Consider the following 19,858-nt stretch of genomic DNA (forward strand, 5'->3'; position numbering starts at 1 on the left):
TTTCCCATTGAAAACTTGGTTGCGCATTGGCATAGATCCCCGAAGGGTTGTCGTCCGTTGAACCGGAGAACAGTTCTTCTGAAGATTTCTCGTTTTACAGAATGCAACGCATCTTTTGGAAAGTTTGATATGGCCCTGTATATTCTGGACACCAACGGCGCCGCAGTTACCAAGACCGGCGCTGAGTTCGAAGCGTATGATATTATCCGCAACTCCGAAGCCAATCCCGCCGCGCCTGTCTCCCTCACTGTTTCCGATTCGTCGGTGGTGGATCTGGCCGACGAACTGGGCTCCGTCTCTGCATATGTGACTGGCTCTTACTACGGCAATGCGATCACGACGGGCGCAGGCAACGACACCATCTCAGGCAACGACGGCAATGACACGCTGAACGGCGGCGCCGGCGACGATGTAATCAGTGGTGGTAGCGGCGACGACAAATTGATCGGCGGCGCCGGTAACGATACAATTTTTGACGGTGGCATCCCTTGGCCGGGAACGGGCGACCAGCAGCAACTCACCGACGTCGACGCCGGTGATGGCGACGATTCCATAACCGTGGAGAGATACAATCCACTGATTTCAGGAACAATCGATGGCGGCGCCGGAATCGATACGCTGCAAACCTCTTCGCTCGACGGTCTGACGATCAAGAACATCGAGGTCCTTCAAACCTGGCCATACACTGTGAGCGGTTCGAGCGCGCAATTCGAGAGTTTTGACAACATCATCGGGTCGACAGACCCGCTCCTCAACTCCTTCGCCTCTTTGGAGGTGACGGACAGCGCCCACCTCGATCTCTCCGACGAACTGGCGGACCGCCGAGCTTTTATCTGGGACTGGAACAATCCCTCCGGCGTTGACGTCAAAACCGGCGACGGCGACGACGAATTTCAGGGCAGCGACGTCAACGACATTTTCGACGGCAGCGGCGGCAACGACTACCTCGCCGGCAATGCCGGCAACGACAAATTGATCGGCGGCGCCGGCGACGACGAGATCGATGGCGGCGACGGCACGGACACCGCCGTATTCGCCGGCAATTTTGCCGACTATTCCCTTACCCAGGAAAATTTCCATAACGTCGTGACGAGCGCCCTGGAAGGCACGGACACGCTGAGAGACGTCGAATTCGCGCGATTTGCCGATGGTGTCTACGATTTCGCCACCGGAACGTTCACCGCCGACAGTACCGAGCCGGGTATTCCTTTGAATATCCTGGAGACGAACGGCGCCACGATCACCAAGACCGGCGCGGAGTTCGAAACTTACGACGTCATCCGCCACTCCGAAACGAATCCTCTGCTCGCAGCCACCCTGGTAATCTCGGATTCCGGGACTGTAGACCTATCCGACGAACTGGGCTCAGGCTCCGCCAATGTGGCGGGTTCGAGCGGCGACGATACGATTACGACGGGCGCCGGCAACGATACGATCTCGGGCGGCGACGGCGCAGATACGCTAAACGGCGGCACCGGAAACGATCACCTCCATGGCGGAGTTGGCAACGACACCCTGAATGGCGGCGACGGCAATGACCAGATCTTCGGCGACGGCGGGAATGATGTTATCAGAGGCGGCGCCGGCAACGATACGATCACCGACGGTGATGTTGGCAACTTCTCTCCAGATCTCGGGCTCGTGCCGGAAGTCCTGGACATCGACGCCGGCGCCGGCAACGATGTCGTTGTCGTGCAGCCATTCGTTCCACTGGTTTCCGGAACAATCAACGGCGGTGACGACGTCGATAGCCTGCAAGCCCCCGACCTGCGAGGCCTGACGATCGAGAACATAGAATTGCTTGAGACGGCAAGATTTCAGGTTGCCGGTTCGAGCACGCAATTCGAAAGCTTTGATCGAATCGTCGGGTCCACCAATCCGTTCGAAAGCTATTCTCGCCCCTCATTGGCAGTGACCGACGGCGCCCATCTCGATCTGTCCGACGAGTTAGGGTATCTGGGAGCCTTCATTACCGGCTACGGCTCCAGCATTGACGTCAAGGCAGGCAACGGCGACGACGAGTTTGTAGGCACCGACGGCAACGACATTTTCGAAGGCAATGGCGGCTACGACGTCATCAATGGCGGCGCCGGCACCGACACCGCAGTCTTCTCTGGTAATTTCACTGACTATGGACTCGGCGTCATCTACGACAATGAAATCCACATCGTGAGCAACACGAGCGGGCAGGATGAGGATCGGCTGACTAACGTCGAATTCGCCCGCTTTGCCGATGGGGTCTATGACTTCGCCACGCAAACTTTCACGAGTACCAATAACGCACCAACCAATATCCAGCTGTCGAAAACCGCCCTCTCCGAGGACACGCCGATCTGGACCACGGTCGGTCTGCTCAGCGCCAAGGACGCAGACGGCGACGCCCTCACCTACACGCTGCTCGACGGTGCCGGTGATCACTTCCGGCTGAAGGGCAACCGCATCGTCACCTCGAAGGCGCTGGACTACGAGACGGCCAAGTCCCACACGATCAAGGTCGCCGTCTCCGACGGCAAGGTCACGGTCGAAAAGGACATCACCATCAACGTGCTCGACGTCAACGAGGCACCGGTCAACCAGGCGCCTATCAAGCTCTCGTTCTCGCGCAGCTCAATCTCCGAGAATGTCACGGTCGGCACCTCGGTCGGCCTTTTCTCGGCCGTCGATCCGGAAGGCGGCACGGTGAAATGGCGGCTGACGGACGATGCCGACGGCATTTTCAAGCTGGTCGGGAACAAGATCCAGACGAAGGCTGCGATCGACTACGAAAGCACCCATAGCCTGACCTTCACGGCCGAAGCCTATGATGCGGCTGGCAACACCACGAGCCACGATTTCACGATCTCCGTGAAGGACATCTTCGAGCCGTCGGGCCTGTTGCACGACACTTTGATCTGATCGCGATAGAATTGCCAAACGCCGTGATCGGCTTTCAGCACCGGTGGGACTTGCAGTCTTGCAAGCCCCACCAAGCGCTTTTTAGCCGATTGCCGATAGGGCATCGGCGGACATGACGAGGCGCCGGCGGCCACGTCGGGGCACCCTCCAAAAAGCCGCTCCACCTCGACGCGCGTTTCGGCTATGATTCTCTGCTCATACGAGGAACGTCCGCATGCGTCTGCCCGCTTTCATTCTCGCCCTCGCCGTCTCGGCGTTCGCGGCCGTGCCCGCCGCGGCGGAGACCTACAAGACGCCGAAGGCGCTGCTCAAGGCGCTTTACAGCTACGACACCGACAGGAGCGACGCCGAAGCGCCCTCGCCCTATTCGATCTTCTTTTCCGACCATCTGAACAAGCTTCTCCAGGCCGATCTCGACAATACGCCGGAGGGTGATGTCGGCGCGGTCGATTTCGACCCCGTCATTGCGGGCCAGGACGGCGAGGCGAGCAACGTGAGGATCGGCCAGCCGATCCTGCTGGATGACAGGGCCGAAGTGGAGGTGGAGTTCGAAAACGGCAAAGAGGTGACACTCTTCTACACCCTGGTCCGCGAGCACGGCGGCTGGAAGGTCGACGACATCGCCGATCAGCAGGGCGATAATCCCTGGAGCCTGAGTGCACTGCTGGGGGATGCGCAGTAAAACCGCAGGAGCCAAAAGAGAGCCCTCCTGGTGAGGAGGCCCAAGGGCCCGTCTCGAACCACGAGGGCGGGCGCGCAACTCCTTACCTGCATTCCACAAAGCCCCTATGCAGAATCAAGACAATGGGGCCGGTGGCCGCCCCCGTCCTTCGAGACTTCGCCCCGCGGGCTCCGCACCTTAGGGAGACTGTGGAGCAAAGACGGGACCAGGAACACCAGAGGCAGGCTCTGCGATACTCTTCACGATGAGGGCTGATCAATGTGGCCTGCCGCTTCGACCGCCGCCCCGCAAAATCCATGCGCGGCCACCGAAGCGCACCTGATCCCGTTTCGGCACGGAATCCCGATATGGCACGTCGGCGCAAGGATCCGCTAACTCTTTGTCAAGTACCTGAATCTTCGGCATTTCCTGTCATTATCAAGGTCATGCCACAATATTGGCGCTTGCATTTTGACCGAAATGATGGCACCAATCCACCTACTCGGGCATTTGCATGCCGGTGACTGGACTGATGTGGTATCTCTTCCGTTACGGAAGGGGCGCGGGAATACCCGCCTGCGTAGACGTTCTTTCCCCGTACGTGACTTCTCCGACTGACCCTTCGTCCCCCAACCCCAATCGGGACGAAAGCTAAAGCCGTCCGCTTCCTCTCGGGGGCGCGGATAAACACAGACTAAGGGAAAAGGACTATCCCAATGGCCACCAAAGGCACCGTAAAATTCTTCAACCAGGACAAGGGTTTTGGTTTCATCACGCCGGACGGCGGCGCAAAGGACGTTTTCGTCCACATCTCCGCGCTGCAGGCTTCTGGCATCCAGTCGCTGCGCGAAGGCCAGCAGGTTACCTTCGACACCGAGCCGGACCGCATGGGCAAGGGCCCGAAGGCTGTCAACATCTCGGCTTCGTAAGCTAGATTATCGCTTCGGCGGCAGGAACGGCGCTCTGAAAGGGGCGCCGTTTTTGTTTGCCACGCTTGGATTTGTCGATCGCAAGGCCAGATGTTATATGCGCCTTTAATGATGATCTCGCCGGAGCGGCGATGCAGGGCGCCAACATTGAGGCGCCGCGGCTACAAGGAACAATGGACCGTCGATGACTGAGAAGAGGCCGATATTTGCGGTCGCCCCGATGATCGACTGGACGGATCGGCATTGCCGTTATTTCCACCGCCAGATCAGCCGGGAGGCGCTGCTCTATACCGAGATGGTTGTGGCCGACGCCATCATCCATGGCCCGCGCGAGCGGTTGCTCGGCCACGACGCCGCGGAACATCCGCTGGCGCTGCAGCTTGGCGGATCGGATCCGGCCAAACTCGCGGAGGCGGTGAAAATCGCCGAACCCTATGGCTATGACGAGATCAACCTCAATGTCGGCTGCCCCTCCGACCGCGTGCAATCGGGCACCTTCGGCGCCTGCCTGATGCTGACGCCGGAGACGGTGGCCGAATGCGTCGCGGCGATGAAGGCGGTCGCGACCGCGCCCGTGACGGTGAAATGCCGGATCGGCGTCGACGAGCAGGAGCCGGAACAGGCGCTGCCTGAACTCATCACCCGCGTTCTCGATGCAGGCGCCGACGCGATCTGGATCCATGCCCGCAAGGCCTGGCTGAAAGGCTTGAGCCCGAAGGAGAATCGCGAGATCCCGCCGCTCGACTACGAAATCGTCTACCGGATGAAACAGCGCTGGCCCGATGTGTTCATCGGCATCAACGGCGGCATCCGCACAATCGACGAGGCCGCCCAGCACCTCGCCCATGTCGACGGCGTCATGCTCGGCCGGGCCGCCTACCAGAACGCGGCGATCCTCGCTGACGTCGACCGGCGCTTCTTCGGCGCGCCGGCGGTCGAGCCTGACTGGCAGGCGCTGTGCGACCGGATGATGGCCTATGCCGAGCGCCATATCGCCGCCGGCGGCCGGCTGCAGCACGTGGCCCGCCACATGGTCGGCCTGTTCACCGGCCTTCCCGGGGCGCGGCGCTACCGTCAGATCCTCTCCACCGACGCGGCAAAAAACGGTGCCGGGCCGGAGGTACTGGCGGCGGCCTTCGCGGCAGTGGATTTTTCCGGGACGGAGCCGGAGGCGGTCAGCGCCTGACGTAGCGTTATACCTTTGTCGCAGCGGCCTGCTTGGGTGGTTGCGCGACCCCTAGACGCTCGCATCAGCGCCATCTCCATAGGCAGCACCGACAGGCTGGTCTGCGGGCGTGGAGATAGCTGCAATGCCGATCCGTGCGCTCACCGTGCTATGAAGCCAGCCAATGGTTATGACCGCGCCATCGGCAGCAATATCTTCTTCTCGATCCGGCCGGACACGGAAAACACCAGGATTTCCGTCTCCTTGCCGATCCTGCTGCCATCCATCAGTCTGACGATATCGTCGACGCCGCCGACCGGGTTACCGTCGATGGCGAGAATGTAATCGCCCTCCTGCAGCCCGCCTTTTGCAGCCGGCCCCTCCGGTTCGACCCTGCGGACGCGGACGGATGTCGTTTGAACCGTACCCGCCGCGAGCGCAACCCGGCGCGGCAACACGATCGTGTCGCCTGCTATGCCTATGAAGGCGCGCCTGACTTGGCCATAGCGGAGAAGCTCCGACACCACAAAGTTGGCGGTGTTCGATGCCACGGCAAAGGCGATGCTCTGTGCGCCCTGGATGACGGCGGTATTAACGCCGATAACCTCGCCACCGGAAGACACCAGCGGCCCGCCGGAATTGCCGGGATTGAGCGCGGCATCGGTCTGGATGACATCCTCCATCAGCCGGCCGCTGGCCGCCCGCATCGATCGGCCGAGCGCCGAGACGATTCCGGCAGTGACGGTCCATTCGAAGCCCAGCGGATTGCCGATCGCGATCGCGATATGCCCCCTGCGCAGGCGCTGGGAATCGCCGAGCCTCGCCCAGGCCCCGGTGCTGGCATTGGCGCGAATGAGAGCGATATCGGTATCGATATCGCGGCCGAGCACCCGGCCTTCGGTGACGAATCCGTCAGGCGTCGTGATGCGAACCACCTTGGCCTCGTCGACGACATGGCTGTTGGTAATGATCAGGCCGTCGGGCGAGACGGCAAAGCCCGACCCGTGCCCCTGCCGGCCACCCGCCCGCTCGATCCGGCTGACCGCCGGGCCGACGGTGTCGACTGCTGCTGCGATCGATTGCGAATAGGCATCGATCAGCGCCCCGTCATTCTGGGGCACTATATCCTTATCCATGTAACCCATATTCTGATCCTCAGGCGGCAGACGGCCGTCCCGCCGCCGGCAAAGCAATCGCAGTTGCGATCGTCGCTATGGCGTTGTTGTGAGAATTAGATGGTTGGGCGTCGATCCCCGTTCAAGTGAGCGCCGGCGCGCTGCATCCGGAACAACATAACCGAAGGCGAAACACACCTACCCGAACGTACAGATTGCAAGAACCGGAATAAAGTGGCTCATTGCGGACATTGCCCGTTAGCTCGGCCGCCTTCACTGCGCTGCCAAGCTACCGTGATCAAGGAAGTCGCAGCGCGAAGCAGTCGGGCAAGGACCGCCCTATTGCGTCGCCGTCGCCGGTTAACAGGGCACTGAGCGTCCTGACAACTGATCATGCAAACTTCTGTCATATCAATAAAGTAGAACGAGGCATTCAATAAGAACTTCCATCCCCGGCGCGACTTTCTTGTCCCGTCATTGGCGTCACGGCGCTCGTGGCGCTGCCAATCCCACCTGCAGCAGCCTTTTTAGATTTATAAGGAGCCATGAGATGAATACAGTCACAACCAAGGACGGCGTTGAGATTTTCTATAAGGATTGGGGGCCGAAGAGCGCCCAGCCGATCATGTTCCATCACGGCTGGCCGCTGTGCTCCGACGACTGGGACGCCCAGATGCTGTTCTTCCTCGACAAGGGTTACCGCGTCGTCGCCCATGATCGGCGTGGCCACGGCCGCTCCACCCAGGTGGCCGACGGCCACGACATGGACCATTACGCTGCCGATGCCGCAGCCGTCGTCGAGCATCTCGATCTCAGGAATACCGTCCATGTCGGCCATTCCACCGGCGGCGGCGAAGCGACCCACTATGTCGCCCGCCACGGTCAGCCGCAGGGCCGGGTCGCCAAGCTCGTCATTATCGGCGCCGTACCGCCGATCATGGTGAAAACCGAAGCCAATCCCGGCGGTTTGCCGATCGAAGTCTTCGACGACCTGCGCAGGCAGCTCGCTGCCAACCGCGCTCAATTCTATCATGACCTTCCCGCCGGCCCGTTCTACAGCTTCAACCGACCGGGTGCGAAAGTGTCGGAACCGGTCATCAACAATTGGTGGCGCCAGGGCATGATCGGCGGCGCCAAGGCGCATTACGACGGTATCAAGGCCTTCTCGGAAACCGACTTTACCGAAGACCTGAAGATCATCACCGTGCCGAGCCTCGTCATGCATGGCGACGACGACCAGATCGTGCCAATCGCCGACTCCGCGCTGCTTTCATCCAAGCTCTTGCAGAATGCGACGCTCAAGGTCTATGAGAAATTTCCGCACGGCATGTGCACGACCCATGCCGATATCATAAATCCCGACATCCTCGCCTTTATCAAAGGCTGATCCGACGTGTCGCCGGGCGCTGATGATGCGCCCGCCGGCCGCGCAGCTTTTTGGCAAAACGGTTTTATCATGAAACCGTTTTCGTCGATTTGCGTTTAGCGGCCATGAAAAGAGAACGTGAACCCTCATCAAAGGCTTACCGGCAGGACCGTTTCGAAAATACCGAGCGTGCCGCAAAGGAAACCATCGAGGCGGAGCAGCGGGCTCGCCGGGAAAAGACCAAACGCCTGAAAGAGCTGCGCCTGTCGCAGCAGGGCGGTAAGGATCCCGCGGCCAAATAGAGATCTTCTGCCCCGCCTATTTCGTCCGGCCGAGGCGCCGATTGATTTCAGCTCCACCCTGGCGCCGCGTCTTGCCGCGGCACCCATATTGTTCTGATTTCGGACGTTCGCCCATCTTGCGAAGCAAGGGCTGCGAAATTATCTTTTTGCACAATACCGATTCACGGCATCCCAAAAGGGCTGATTGCGATGTCAGACAAGCTTTTCAGCACGCGTGACGAACCACTCGCCTCCGCAGATCTCGATATTTGCAGGCGCGTGCATGAAGCCCTGTGTAGCGGGCTCGATATCGACAGAGCAGGCGGAGAAGCCGATCGTCTCGGAGCCCTGATTATCGAGCTTTATCGGCAAGGTGTGCATGATGAAGACCAGCTTCGACTGCTTGCCGGCGGGAAGCGAGTCTGACGGCACGCGTCAGTTTCCTCACGACACCCTGCCCGTGATCCTCGTTTCAGACGCACAAAAGCGCGCTAACAATTTGGTCCATGTATCGGCCCGGAAACTATTCCGATTTCGAACCGATACGCTAGCCATTGGCGGTGATTTAGAGGCCAGTCGCCTCGGTACTCGTTGCTGTGGCCGAGGTTTCGGTTGAATCTGCAGCCGGCGCCGATTCGGTCGTTCCCGATACTTCTTCCGTGCTGCCCATCTCGGCTTCCGGCGTTTCCGCGGTTGCGCTAGGATCTGTCGTCTCGCTGCCCTCGGCGGTTTCGCCAGTCGGAGTCTCGGTTGCCGGAGTCTCCGTCGTCGGGGTCTCCTCCATTGGTTCTTCCGCGACCGGCGCCGCAGCCGCCAACGCGTCTCTCATCTGGTCGATCGTGCCGATAGCCGTGTCGATGCCGAGCGTGTCCTTAGCCCAGGCCAAAGCTTCGGGGCTGAGCGTGCCCGTCTTGGTCGCCGAAGCCAGTGCTGTCGTCAGAGCGGCGTCGCCGAGAACAGGATCGTCCGCCGGCGGGGCAACCCCGTTGGCCAGCTCATACTGAGCGTAAGCGGTAGCGTACGCCGCGATCGCTGCCATCTTTGGGTCCGCGGTATTCATCAGCGCGTGGTAATTGCGCTTCAGCGAATTCAGTCCCGCGAGTTCCGCCGCGGGCTTCTTCGCGGGCCTAGTCGCAGGCGCTGCGGCGATAGTCGTCTTCTTGGCCGCGCCTTTCGTGCTGACGGTCTGCTTGGTCGATTTCGTCTTCCCGGCATCGACCGACTTGCCCGAGCTCTTCGCGCTGCGGCTGCCGGTCGTCTTGCCGCTGGAGCTGGCGCTATCCTTTCCGCCGCTGCTCTTGCTGCCGGCGCCGCCATGGCTGCCGCTGCTTCCACTGCCGCCGCCATGGCTGCCGCCGCCGCCGCTTCCACCACCGCCACCGCCGCCGCCGTTACCACCACCGCCACCGCCGCCGTTGCCGCCCTTGGCGAAAGCTGGCGAGAGATCTGGAAAGATGGTGTTGAGGGGCGCGAGCGCCAAATTGGTGGAGAGACAGAGAACGCCAAAAATTCTGGAGAGCTGCATAATGATCCTTCCTACCCCGGCGCCGCAACGCCGCTACGTCGAGACATCGAGCTTCCCCGTAAAGATCTAATTGGACATCTTCTTTCAATTTGAACTTTTCCCTGAATATTCAGCCACGGAAGGTGAATCCATCCCAAAATGAAACCAAATCCCTCCCGCAACGTTATCCCTGATACATCGGTTTGCCTAAGGTGAGTAACATGCAAAGATTCGCCATCATTGCCCTGTCGATTGCGACGGCATTCTCAGGAATGCCCGCATCTGCAGGCCCAGTCTTTGTGCCGAGCTCGGTACAACAGGCGGTGCTGCCGGAGACCGGGGGCGGCGATGCTCGGATCATCGCGGTCGGCTGCAATAACTTCACGAACTGCCCTGGCCAGTTCAGCAATGGGCGCAGGTGGTATCCGCGACGCCATTACCACCGCGATCGCGACTATTACCGAGACGACCGCTACGGCTGGGATCGCCGTTATGACCACCGCTGGCACCACCACCACGACAACACCGGCGCTATCATTGGCGGCTTGGCGGCTGGCGCCCTCATCGGCGGCATCATCGCGTCGCAGCCGGGCGCCTACAGTTCACGTGGCTACAGCTCGCATGCTGAATATTGCTACGCCCGCTACCGGTCCTACCGAGCCTACGACAACACCTATCAGCCGAACTACGGCCCGCGCCGTCAGTGCCGGTAAATTCAGTCGTCAGTACTGCAAAGGCCCCGCATCTACGTGCGGGGCTTTTTGTTGGTACGTAAATGCTTCCCAGCGGCTCTCCGTCGTGATGTTTAGCCGGGATCGAACCTTCCGAGCGGCCGCATTTGCAAGGTGACCTATGACATCAGGAGACACCGCACTGTTGAATTTCCCAGCAAGGCCGTAAGCATCGCCCACCTCGGAAACGCGCGGGGAAACAAATCGATGGAAGCTGGAGACCGGTGAGCGAATTTATCGAGGGGGATCGACTGTCCAGACGGCCGAGCCGGAGAATTCGAACTTGTATCAAGCGATAAGGAAGGACAGGTTCGATCACCGGTGAAATCGACGGCCAGGCGTTGCAAGTGAGCGGATTGGAAGCGACTATAACAGGCAGGAATGCCGATGGGGATTGAAATGGACTTACGAAAACGTAAGCAACAACAGGAAAATCCTATTGGAAGGTTGAAAACGATCCTAACCCCAGCCCCACGAGTCAATGATCAAAGCGACAAGATTAGTTAGTCGCAACGCACACCTTCCACCACCACCCTTCGCCTAAATCACGCCACCTCAGCCGCCATCTTCTCCCGCACCTCCAGAAATGCCGCCGTCAGCTTCGCCAGCACCGGCGAAGTCACCGTCCCGTTTGCCCCGCCGATCGGATCGACGATGTGGATCCGCCGAAGATCCTCCATGAATTCGTCCCAGAGCGGCTGTCCGCCCTTTTCCAGCAACTCGGCGCGAATGCTGAGGTCCTCGCTCACCGGCAGGTGACGCCTGCCCCAAGCGCCGATCATGGCGAACAGGGGAACGAGCTGGATTGCCGGTTCCGTCAGGCTGTAGATTGCTTTCTGGCTGTGGCTCGGATCGTCCCGCTTGCTGATGAAGCCGAGCGAGAGCAGCCGCTTCAGCCGGGCAGCCAGGATATTGGAGGCGATCCCCTCCTCCGAATGATTGAGCAGATCGCGGAAATGCCGGCGGTTGCCGAACATGATGTCGCGGATAATAATCAGACTCCATCGGTCGCCGAGCACCTCCATCGCCAGGTTGATCGGACAGCCGGACCGCGATTCTATATCCACGAAGCATCTCCTGCAGAAACCAGTTGCATTATAGGATCACTCGTGCGAGATAACAACTAGTTTCAAATCGCAATCAGATGGAGGAAAGCATGTCTAAGGTGCGCGTCGCGGGGTTTTCCGTTTCCGTGGATGGTTTCGGCGCCGGGCCGGAGCAAAGCCTGAATGATCCGCTCGGAAAGCGCGGGTCGGAAATGTTCCAGTGGTTCTTCCACACGCGCACCTTCCGCGCGATGATGGGTAAGGACGACGGTTCATCCGGCATCGACGAGGATTACGCATCCCGCGCCATGGCCAATTTTGGCGCCTTCATTCTCGGGCGCAACATGTTCGGCCCGATCCGCGGCGAATGGCCCGACGATGCATGGAAAGGCTGGTGGGGTCCGAACCCGCCTTACCACGCGCCGACCTATATCCTCACCCATTATCCACGCGAACCGCTTGTCATGGAGGGAGGCACCACCTTCCATTTCGTCACCGGCGGCATTCATGAGGCACTCGACCAGGCGAAGGCGTCGGCCGGCGATAAGGATGTGAAGATCGGCGGCGGGGTGGCGACCGTCCGCCAATATCTGCAGGCGGGTCTAATCGACGAGCTGCATTTCGCCGTCTCGCCCGTCGTGCTCGGCAAGGGCGAAGCGATGTTTGCAGGGATCGACCTTCCTGCTCTGGGCTTCCGCGTCGTCGAGCATGCCGCCAGCGAAAAAGCCACGCATGTCGTACTGGCGAAATAACCGAGCCGCTGGTTCAGTCCGGCGATCTCCAGCGTGAGCATCGCCGGAAGAATATTTCTTCCGGCGTCAGAACCAGGCGTCTGCCATCGCCGTCTCGCCTCGCGTCGATCCCGTCACATTTGCCCGTGCTTTTTTATCGGCTTCTCCACATGCATCTCGCGGTCGTCCATCTTCATGACGACTTTTATAAATCAACGGACTTGGGATTAGGCCGGCATCACCCGGTAGACGCATGCCATCCCTTCGACGCCCCGAAGCGGAGCCTCGAAGGCGACCACCCTGTGTCCGGAGAGCAGCCGGCTGACGTTAGGCGCCGAAAACAGGGCTTCGGATAGACAGATCTCGCCGGCCTCGGCCAATGATTGCACCCGTGCCGCGACATTGACGGTCTGCCCGAAATAATCGAGGTTGTCGTTCAAGGTCACGGCGATCGACGGACCGCAATGGGCGCCGATCTTCAGGATGATGCTGGGATCGCCATGCTCGCCGTTGAAGCGCTCAATTTCTTCAAGCATATGCAGAGCAGCCGAGATGGCGTCGCTCGGGCGGGAGAAGGCCGCCATCACCGCGTCGCCGATCGTCTTGACGATCGCGCCCGAATGCTCCTGCACCGTGGCGCCGAGCAGGGCGAAATGCTCGCGCACCAGCGCATAGGCATTGAGATCGCCGAGCCGCTCGTACATCGCGGTCGAACCCTTGAGATCGGTGAAGAGAAGCGTCACCTGGCGAATGCCGAGGCCCTCCCTTTCATCAACGCATTCGGAGCGAAACAGCCTCCTAAAAGTCTGGCGCGCAAGCAGCATCCCGCCCGACATGTAAGGATCGAAATCGAGAACAGGCTTGGTGGTCTGCGCCAGGATCTCGGGCGGCCAGTTGATGAGGAGTAGTGAGCCGCGCGCGGCAGCCGAGTTCTCGACTTCGACGATGACCGGGCCGGGCCGAACCGCTGAGGACAAAGGGCAAAAATGCCGACCGTCGTACCTGATCCTGAGGAGTGCCGGCGCCGTAACGGGCTGGCCTGTCACCGGCAGCGCAAAGCTCGCCTGGGTCTCCACATTGATGCCAGCGAGCGCACCTGGGCCGAGTTCAGCCCTGATCGTCGTAACTGAACCCGGCGTCAGGAAGGAAAGGCCGCGCACCAGCCCTTTCAGGACGTCGAGGAAGCGGACCTGCTGACCGGGCAGCCGCGCATCGCTGAGAAACCGTGCCTTCCAGTGAAAATCCTCAACCGAGAGCGAGCCGGGATCGTGAAACGACAGCCGGCGCAGCTGCGGCGACACTGTGAAGGTGACTTCGATGAAATCGTCGAGGTCGGTTTCGCCGGAGACGTCGCACAGGCCGCAGACATAGTGAGTCTTCAGCGTTCTCAAGGCGCCGAAACTATCGAGCACCATTCCGGATTGCGGACATACAACGTCCCAGCTCATCTCGAACAAACCGCTGCGCGTCGCATAGAGAAAGAGATCGATGCTTTCCGCCTCCGAAATGGCGACGTCGTGCGCGAAAGCCAGCGGGTTGATCCGGTAGAGGGACAGATCGTCACCGCTGCGGATCAGGTTTTCGAATTTGGCGAGGCCCCGCGGGCTCCAGGACCGGGCCTGCTGGATCTCAGTCATCTTGCTCTCAAGGAGCCGTTCCTGAAGGTCAGTCATCTGACGCCTCGCAAAGTTCGGCCAGGCCATGCGACCGGGGATCGTCGCGATTATAACAGACGCTCGTCCGTGCGGATCAAACGGAGCCTGGCCGAGCAGAAGTCTTACGGATTAGCCAGGAAAGGCGACGCCAGGGTTTTCAGAAGCTTTTCCCGCTCGATCGCCTATCCCGGCATTCACTATCTGCTACATCCGGATTGCCTTACCGGACATAACGCTCAGCAGTCCTGTTCTCGACCGGTCCTCAACTAAGCGTGTCCAAATAGCTGTGGCATTGCTGCAGACTGAGCGTAGAGTACGCGTCATCGGCCCATCGGATCATCGGCACGACCGCTTGAGAGACCGTCGTGCTCTTGCCGCTTCATTGAGGGTACGGAAGATGCTCTTGTCGCTTATTTCACTCGACGACAGCCAAATAACCATCGTCACCGATGCCGTTCGGCAATGGTGCTGCGAGAAAAAGCTCGACATCAATAGCCTCGAAGGACGCCGCGCCATCACCGTTGCCGTCGATCTCGTGCAGATGAACACGGCCCGCGACCGGCTTTTTGCCGAACTGTCGAAGCAGTTGGGTCACCAATAGGAATCCGAAATCGGTCCATCAGGGCTGCCCCTGCGCCGTGACAGGGGCTGCGATAATCCGTGGCCGGCTCGCAGAAAGCCTCTCATTTGCCGTGTTGCGGTCCTTTGTTAGGAATTCACCGTGTCCCGGCCGGATTCGAGCTTTTCAAGATAGGCTGCGAACATGTCGGCCATGGCTTCGGCGTAGGTTTCGATCTCGCTCAAGCTTCGGGGAGCCTCCGAGAACTGCTTGCCCACCGTGGCGAGCGTCGTGACGATCAGGTCACCGGCCAGTCCCCGGCTTGCCTCCGGGACCGATGGCAGTACCTCCTGCATGAACAGCCCGATGATGCGGTCTCCCGACGCCCTCACCGCCTGCGCCTCCGGCGCATCGCGATAAAGCGGCGCTGCGTCGTGAAGTGCCACTCGCATCGCCGCCTCCTCACACTCGGAGCGAAGAAAGGCATGAACAAGGCTGCGAAGCCGTTCGAACGGCGGTCGTCGTACATCGGCAAGAATATCGGCGAGCATGCCGTTCGTCTGCCGCCATTCGTCGCTCTGCAGCCGGAAGAGGATTGCCGCCTTGTTGGGGAAATATTGGTAGAGCGAACCGATACTGACGCCCGCCCTCTCCGCTACCCTCGCCGTGGTGAAGCGATGGGCTCCCTCACGCGCCAAAACCTGAGCAGCAGCATCGAGGATCGCCGCCACGAGCTCCGTCGAGCGGGTCTGCTTAGGCTGCTTTCGTGAAGAAATCCGGGTACTTGGCCGGTCGCTCATGGCGGCGCTCCGCAATGCGATTAGAAAATGCGAGGGAATATTCGTATTTTTTCACCCAGCGCAAGAACCTCATCATTCCAAGGAGCCCTTCAATGACGACACTCACCACCGCGCCGCTCGCGCCTCTCCTCAACCGCCTGTTCGAAGAAGCCGCCGCGGCGACGAGCCCCGCCGTATCCGAGCTTACCGGCGAAGAGCGGATGCGCCTGATCAGCAGCAAGACGGAATATCTCGACCTTTACGGGCGACTGAAGGATCTCTGGCTTCCTGTCTCGCGCGAAGCCGGCACGCTGCTCTATGTGCTGGCGCGCAGCTGCCGTGCTCAAACGATCATCGAGTTCGGCACATCCTTCGGCATCTCGACCCTCCACCTTGCTGCAGCACTGCGCGACAATGGCGGCGGCCGGCTGATCACCAGCGAGTTCGAACCGTCGAAGTTGAGGCGAGCGCGCGAAAACTTGACGGCTGGCGGCCTCGTCGACCTTGTCGAAATCCGTGAGGGAGATGCCCTCTACACCCTCGGCACCGATCTTCCTAATACCATCGACCTCCTGTTTCTCGACGGCGCCAAGGGCCTCTATCGTGACATCCTGGAGCTGGTGGAAGACCGACTTCGACCGGGCGCCCTCATCGTCGCTGACAATGCCGACCTCAGCCCCGAATATCTCGCCCGCGTTCGCTCCGCCGCCGCTGGCTATCTGTCGGTCCCGTTCGAAGAGGACATCGAGTTGTCGATGCGCGTCTGAGGATATTCGCAACCGGCTCCGCGCCCTCACCCTTGGATGTCCGCAATGGCATCAACGGTGAGGCCGCGCACAAGCATCGCACAGCACCATCGCAGCCACTTCCGGACAAAGCCGGTCACGCTCAAAGACGCTTTTCGAAGAAAAAATCCGGCTATGGATCGTCATTGAACCGCTCTATCTCGGTCAAGCCGGTGCCGTGATAGAGCTGCTGGGCCTCGGAGAGCGCGCTGTTGGTATCCAAACGCAGGAGCCGGATGGACAACTCGCGGGCGATCGTCTCGGCAGCCGACATAAGCCGTTTTGCCATCCCGAGGCCGCTGGCTGCCAAAACTCGAAGTGTCAGGCGGGTGCGCCGACCGCCTTGCGCATTCCCACTCCCTCACCTATGGCAACGCACCCCCCTTCACAAGGCTGCCCCGTGCTCCGCTTTATCCTCCACGCTCTGATCGTCATCATTCTGACGCTGCTCACCCAAATCGGCGGCCTCACCTATTTGATAACGCTTGCCGTCGGACCCACCTTGCGCCTGCGCCGGCTTGCCGCCAACCTCGCGCTCTTTCTGCTTCTCTACGCCGGCGGCACCTTCGTCGCGCACCTCACCGCGCCCGCGTTTGGCCGGGTTCCGCTTTCCTGCTTCGTCGGCACCGCCGATCCGCTGGTCATCCGCTCGCCGATCTCCTGCGCGCTCAACCGCAACTACGTGACGCCTGAACTGCGCGATCTGGCAGGGGCACTCGCCGCCCACATGGATAAGCAGTTTCCCGGTACCGTTACCGTCGCGCTGGATGCGAACTTTCCCTTCGTCGACGGTTTTCCGCTGCTGCCGCATCTCTCTCATGCCGACGGCAAAAAACTCGATTTCGCCTATTATTACAAAGATGCCGACGGCGCCTTCCTGAACGGCGCCACACGCTCCCCGATCGGCTATTTTGCCTTCGAGGAGCCCGCCCCGGGCGACGAACTGCCCTGCGCGGGTCGCCACGACTGGCTCACCACGCGTTGGGATTTCGACGCCCTGCAGCCACTCTTCCCGGCCTACCAGATCGAGGAGCAGCGCACCGCGGAAGCGATCGCCTGGCTGACGACGGAAGGCGTCGCGCGCTTTGGCTTGCAGAAGATCTTCATCGAGCCGCATCTGAAGAATACGCTTGGCATCACCGACACCCATGTCCGCTTCCAGGGCTGCCGGGCCGCGCGTCATGATGACCACATTCATGTCCAGATTGAATGAGCAGCCCGCTTGCACACGGCAGGAAATCCCACCTACGCCACGGACCCGTCCCGGCCGGGTGATCACCTGACCTTTCGGTCAGGCACGGCCAAGCATCCGTAGAGGCGCCCCTTTCCGGCTGCCGCCCGATTGGATATTCTCGCCGTCATTGTCCCTGAATGAGAGGTTTACTTGTGAGTGTCGGCCTAATTGCCCTCCTTGATGATGTCGCAGCGCTTGCAAAGGTGGCCGCCGCTTCTCTGGACGACGTGGTTGCCCAGGCGGGCAGAGCCGGCGCCAAGGCCGCCGGCGTCGTGATCGACGACGCAGCCGTCACGCCGCGTTATGTAACCGGCCTCTCGGCTGCGCGCGAATTGCCGATCATCGCGAGGATCGCCATCGGTTCCCTCAAGAACAAGCTGGTCTTCCTCCTGCCGGCCGCACTCGTCCTTAGCCTGCTCGTGCCGCAGGCCGTGATGCCGCTGCTCATGCTCGGTGGGCTCTACCTCTGCTACGAAGGCGCCGAAAAGGTCTACGAACTCGTCGTGCCGCACGCGGCCCATGCCCATGAGCACGCTCTCGAGACGGTCAGCATCGACCCTAAGACCTTCGAGGACGAAAAGGTCGCGAGCGCCATCAGAACCGATTTCATCCTCTCGGCCGAGATCATGGCGATCACCCTCGGCTCCCTGTCCGATTCGGGTCTGGCGACGCAGGCGCTGATTCTCGCCCTGGTCGGTACTCTGATCACGGCGGCCGTTTACGGGGTCGTCGCCTTGATCGTAAAGGCGGACGACTTCGGCCTCTGGCTTGTCCAGCGCTCTTCCCGCTCCCGGACAGGCGCGTTCCCGCGCATGCTCGGGCGCGGCCTTGTGCAGGGCATGCCCTATCTTCTCAAGGTGCTGGGTCTGATCGGGACGGCGGCGATGATCTGGGTCGGCGGCGGCATCATTGTGCATGGCGCCGAAAGCTTTGGCTTTGCCTGGCTGAGCCATCTGCTCCACGATGCCGGGGAAGGCGCCGCGCACGCAATGCCTGCCGTTAGCGGCGTGGTTTCCTGGCTGGTCCAAGCTGCCGGCTCAGGTCTCGTCGGCATCCTCCTCGGGCTTGCGACAATCCCGGCCGTCGGCTACGTCGTTGCGCCCGCATGGCGGTGGTGCGCAGCACGCCTGCGCAGGATGAGGACTGCGTAGTCGCGGAACAGATCTTGCTTACGTCGAAGCGCCGGCACCATCAACCGGCATCCCTTTCATCATACGCATGCTGCGCCGCAAAGATTGCGTCCATTTCTGCTCCGCCCAGTGAGCGAGTGCCGAAACCGTATCCCCACGCCCTATGTCATCCTGCACCCGAACTGGTTTTCCGACAACTTCCACACCTTCTGGAAACCAGGCATCGACCACTCCAGATCGCGCTTCCCGCCGCCGAAGGCAAGTCGAGTTTCATCGACGCCCGAGACATCGCGGCAAGCGGCGTGGCAGCGCTCACCTCCTCGTCCTTCGAGGGCAAGGCCTTCAACCTGACCGACCCGGAAGCGCTCTCCTATGCCGAAGCCGCCGCCATCCTCTCCGAAGCGATCGGCAAGCCCGTCACCTATAACGCCGTCTCCGACGAGGCCTTCATCGAAATGCTGACGAGGGCTGGCGTGCCGGCCGGCTATGCAAGCTTTCTCGCTTCAATCTTCTATCCCGTCCGCCAGAACTGGACGGCCGTCTTGACCGGCGACGTCGAGACGCTCACCGGCAAGGCCCGCGCTCACTGAAGTCCTACGTGGCCGACTATGCCGCCGCGCTGAAAGCATAGTTGCCGAATGAAGCGCAGGCGGCGGATCGCCGCCGTCCGCGCCGCTCCAGCCTCACCCCGAGGCGCCCCGTAGCAGCCTCGAAGGACGGGGCTGGTCGCCCCGCGCTATATGGCTCCGAAGCGCAATGCCTTAGAACGCTACCGCAACGGCAGTTCGAAGCTCCGCTTCAGTGTTTCCATCGGCACATCGGTCTTGACGTTGAGGACGCTCGGAATGCGTGTCAGGTGGTCGGCCTGAAAACGCCAGTAGCTGTGCAGATCGGCAGTGACGATCCGAAGCACGACATCACACTCCCCTGCCGTCAGGTAACATTCCATCACCTCGGGAAAGCGCCTGACGGCTTCGGCGAACCGCAGCGTGACCTCGGCATCCTGGGTCTTGAACCACACGCGGGCGAAAACCGTCAGCCCTGCTCCGACCTTGGCCGGATCCAGTACGGCGACGTAGCGATCGATGATCCCAGCCTCTTCCAAAAGGCGCACGCGGCGCAGGCAGGGCGAAGGCGACAGCCCCACCTCTTTTGCCAGCTCGACATTCGAAATACGCCCGTCACGCTGAAGCACCCGCAGGATATGCCGATCGATCGAGTCCAAAGTGATTGGCATTTCATGGCCCCAGTTTATCTTGGAACGGCATAACATGCCAAATCTTCGCAATTCT

The 19,858-nt window shown here is 60.8% G+C and carries 19 protein-coding genes and 2 pseudogenes; 14 read left to right on the top strand and 7 right to left on the bottom strand.

All coding sequences use genetic code 11. The annotated features are described in order from the left end of the window. Nucleotides 1-129: 129 nt before the first annotated feature. The 4 genes from CO660_RS19085 to dusA all read left to right on the top strand — a co-directional run bounded on the left by CO660_RS19085 (nucleotide 130) and on the right by dusA (nucleotide 5,671). Nucleotides 130-2,895 (top strand): metal-binding protein, encoded by a 2,766-nt coding sequence (locus CO660_RS19085; protein WP_097600043.1) that lies wholly within the window; start codon nucleotides 130-132, stop codon nucleotides 2,893-2,895. A 214-nt stretch (nucleotides 2,896-3,109) separates the two neighbouring features. Continuing rightward, nucleotides 3,110-3,577, top strand: coding sequence for a DUF3828 domain-containing protein (locus tag CO660_RS19090; RefSeq protein WP_085778543.1), 468 nt, complete (start codon nucleotides 3,110-3,112; stop codon nucleotides 3,575-3,577). Between the two features lie 695 nt (nucleotides 3,578-4,272). Beyond that, nucleotides 4,273-4,485, top strand: coding sequence for a cold-shock protein (locus CO660_RS19095; protein WP_003540801.1), 213 nt, complete (start codon nucleotides 4,273-4,275; stop codon nucleotides 4,483-4,485). A gap of 184 nt (nucleotides 4,486-4,669) precedes the next feature. Next, on the top strand, nucleotides 4,670-5,671 hold the full coding sequence (gene dusA / locus CO660_RS19100) for a tRNA dihydrouridine(20/20a) synthase DusA (RefSeq protein WP_097600044.1): 1,002 nt from the start codon (nucleotides 4,670-4,672) through the stop codon (nucleotides 5,669-5,671). Between the two features lie 167 nt (nucleotides 5,672-5,838). Here dusA and CO660_RS19105 read toward each other — a convergent pair whose 3' ends face one another. Beyond that, nucleotides 5,839-6,795: a trypsin-like peptidase domain-containing protein gene (locus CO660_RS19105; RefSeq protein ID WP_097600045.1), complete on the bottom strand. Its 957-nt coding sequence runs from the start codon at nucleotides 6,793-6,795 to the stop codon at nucleotides 5,839-5,841. A gap of 520 nt (nucleotides 6,796-7,315) precedes the next feature. Between CO660_RS19105 and CO660_RS19110 the strand changes: the two genes are divergently transcribed. The 3 genes from CO660_RS19110 to CO660_RS33880 all read left to right on the top strand — a co-directional run bounded on the left by CO660_RS19110 (nucleotide 7,316) and on the right by CO660_RS33880 (nucleotide 8,838). Beyond that, complete coding sequence (locus CO660_RS19110; protein ID WP_097600046.1) at nucleotides 7,316-8,152, top strand: alpha/beta hydrolase; 837 nt, start codon at nucleotides 7,316-7,318, stop codon at nucleotides 8,150-8,152. Between the two features lie 50 nt (nucleotides 8,153-8,202). Then, nucleotides 8,203-8,433 (top strand): hypothetical protein, encoded by a 231-nt coding sequence (locus CO660_RS32850; protein ID WP_082240303.1) that lies wholly within the window; start codon nucleotides 8,203-8,205, stop codon nucleotides 8,431-8,433. Nucleotides 8,434-8,622: 189 nt separating this feature from the next. Next, nucleotides 8,623-8,838, top strand: coding sequence for a hypothetical protein (locus CO660_RS33880; RefSeq protein ID WP_085778548.1), 216 nt, complete (start codon nucleotides 8,623-8,625; stop codon nucleotides 8,836-8,838). 139 nt (nucleotides 8,839-8,977) lie between these two features. On the opposite strand, the gene CO660_RS33365 is transcribed toward CO660_RS33880, so the two are convergent. Then, complete coding sequence (locus CO660_RS33365) at nucleotides 8,978-9,937, bottom strand: hypothetical protein (protein WP_176536320.1); 960 nt, start codon at nucleotides 9,935-9,937, stop codon at nucleotides 8,978-8,980. 200 nt (nucleotides 9,938-10,137) lie between these two features. Between CO660_RS33365 and CO660_RS19130 the strand changes: the two genes are divergently transcribed. Continuing rightward, nucleotides 10,138-10,629, top strand: a complete 492-nt coding sequence (locus tag CO660_RS19130; protein WP_097600048.1) for a BA14K family protein — start codon at nucleotides 10,138-10,140, stop codon at nucleotides 10,627-10,629. 563 nt (nucleotides 10,630-11,192) lie between these two features. Here the strand turns inward: CO660_RS19130 and CO660_RS19135 are convergent. Next, entirely contained in the window at nucleotides 11,193-11,714 is a 522-nt protein-coding gene (locus tag CO660_RS19135; RefSeq protein ID WP_097600049.1) for a helix-turn-helix domain-containing protein, read from the bottom strand. An 89-nt stretch (nucleotides 11,715-11,803) separates the two neighbouring features. Between CO660_RS19135 and CO660_RS19140 the strand changes: the two genes are divergently transcribed. Beyond that, on the top strand, nucleotides 11,804-12,445 hold the full coding sequence (locus tag CO660_RS19140) for a dihydrofolate reductase family protein (protein ID WP_097600050.1): 642 nt from the start codon (nucleotides 11,804-11,806) through the stop codon (nucleotides 12,443-12,445). 206 nt (nucleotides 12,446-12,651) lie between these two features. On the opposite strand, the gene CO660_RS19145 is transcribed toward CO660_RS19140, so the two are convergent. Next, complete coding sequence (locus CO660_RS19145; RefSeq protein ID WP_097600096.1) at nucleotides 12,652-14,097, bottom strand: adenylate/guanylate cyclase domain-containing protein; 1,446 nt, start codon at nucleotides 14,095-14,097, stop codon at nucleotides 12,652-12,654. 379 nt (nucleotides 14,098-14,476) lie between these two features. Between CO660_RS19145 and CO660_RS19150 the strand changes: the two genes are divergently transcribed. Then, entirely contained in the window at nucleotides 14,477-14,680 is a 204-nt protein-coding gene (locus CO660_RS19150) for a hypothetical protein (RefSeq protein WP_085778553.1), read from the top strand. A 107-nt stretch (nucleotides 14,681-14,787) separates the two neighbouring features. On the opposite strand, the gene CO660_RS19155 is transcribed toward CO660_RS19150, so the two are convergent. Beyond that, on the bottom strand, nucleotides 14,788-15,438 hold the full coding sequence (locus CO660_RS19155) for a TetR family transcriptional regulator (protein WP_097600051.1): 651 nt from the start codon (nucleotides 15,436-15,438) through the stop codon (nucleotides 14,788-14,790). A 92-nt stretch (nucleotides 15,439-15,530) separates the two neighbouring features. Here CO660_RS19155 and CO660_RS19160 point away from each other — a divergent pair, with 92 nt between their 5' ends. Further along, nucleotides 15,531-16,184, top strand: a complete 654-nt coding sequence (locus CO660_RS19160) for a class I SAM-dependent methyltransferase (RefSeq protein ID WP_097600052.1) — start codon at nucleotides 15,531-15,533, stop codon at nucleotides 16,182-16,184. A gap of 151 nt (nucleotides 16,185-16,335) precedes the next feature. Here CO660_RS19160 and CO660_RS19165 read toward each other — a convergent pair. Continuing rightward, nucleotides 16,336-16,509 (bottom strand): annotated as a pseudogene (locus CO660_RS19165) (PadR family transcriptional regulator); the annotation flags it as partial. Nucleotides 16,510-16,569: 60 nt separating this feature from the next. Here CO660_RS19165 and CO660_RS19170 point away from each other — a divergent pair. From CO660_RS19170 to CO660_RS19180, 3 genes and pseudogenes are all read left to right on the top strand, one after another. After that, nucleotides 16,570-17,415, top strand: coding sequence for a hypothetical protein (locus CO660_RS19170; protein WP_097600053.1), 846 nt, complete (start codon nucleotides 16,570-16,572; stop codon nucleotides 17,413-17,415). A gap of 173 nt (nucleotides 17,416-17,588) precedes the next feature. After that, nucleotides 17,589-18,587, top strand: coding sequence for a DUF808 domain-containing protein (locus tag CO660_RS19175; RefSeq protein ID WP_097600054.1), 999 nt, complete (start codon nucleotides 17,589-17,591; stop codon nucleotides 18,585-18,587). 135 nt (nucleotides 18,588-18,722) lie between these two features. Beyond that, a pseudogene (locus CO660_RS19180) lies at nucleotides 18,723-19,197 on the top strand (SDR family NAD(P)-dependent oxidoreductase); the annotation flags it as partial. A 138-nt stretch (nucleotides 19,198-19,335) separates the two neighbouring features. Here CO660_RS19180 and CO660_RS19185 read toward each other — a convergent pair. Next, nucleotides 19,336-19,803, bottom strand: a complete 468-nt coding sequence (locus CO660_RS19185) for an Lrp/AsnC family transcriptional regulator (RefSeq protein WP_097600097.1) — start codon at nucleotides 19,801-19,803, stop codon at nucleotides 19,336-19,338. Between the last annotated feature and the right edge of the window lie 55 nt (nucleotides 19,804-19,858).

This window comes from Rhizobium sp. L9 (genome assembly GCF_002531885.1).
Taxonomy (GTDB): domain Bacteria; phylum Pseudomonadota; class Alphaproteobacteria; order Rhizobiales; family Rhizobiaceae; genus Rhizobium.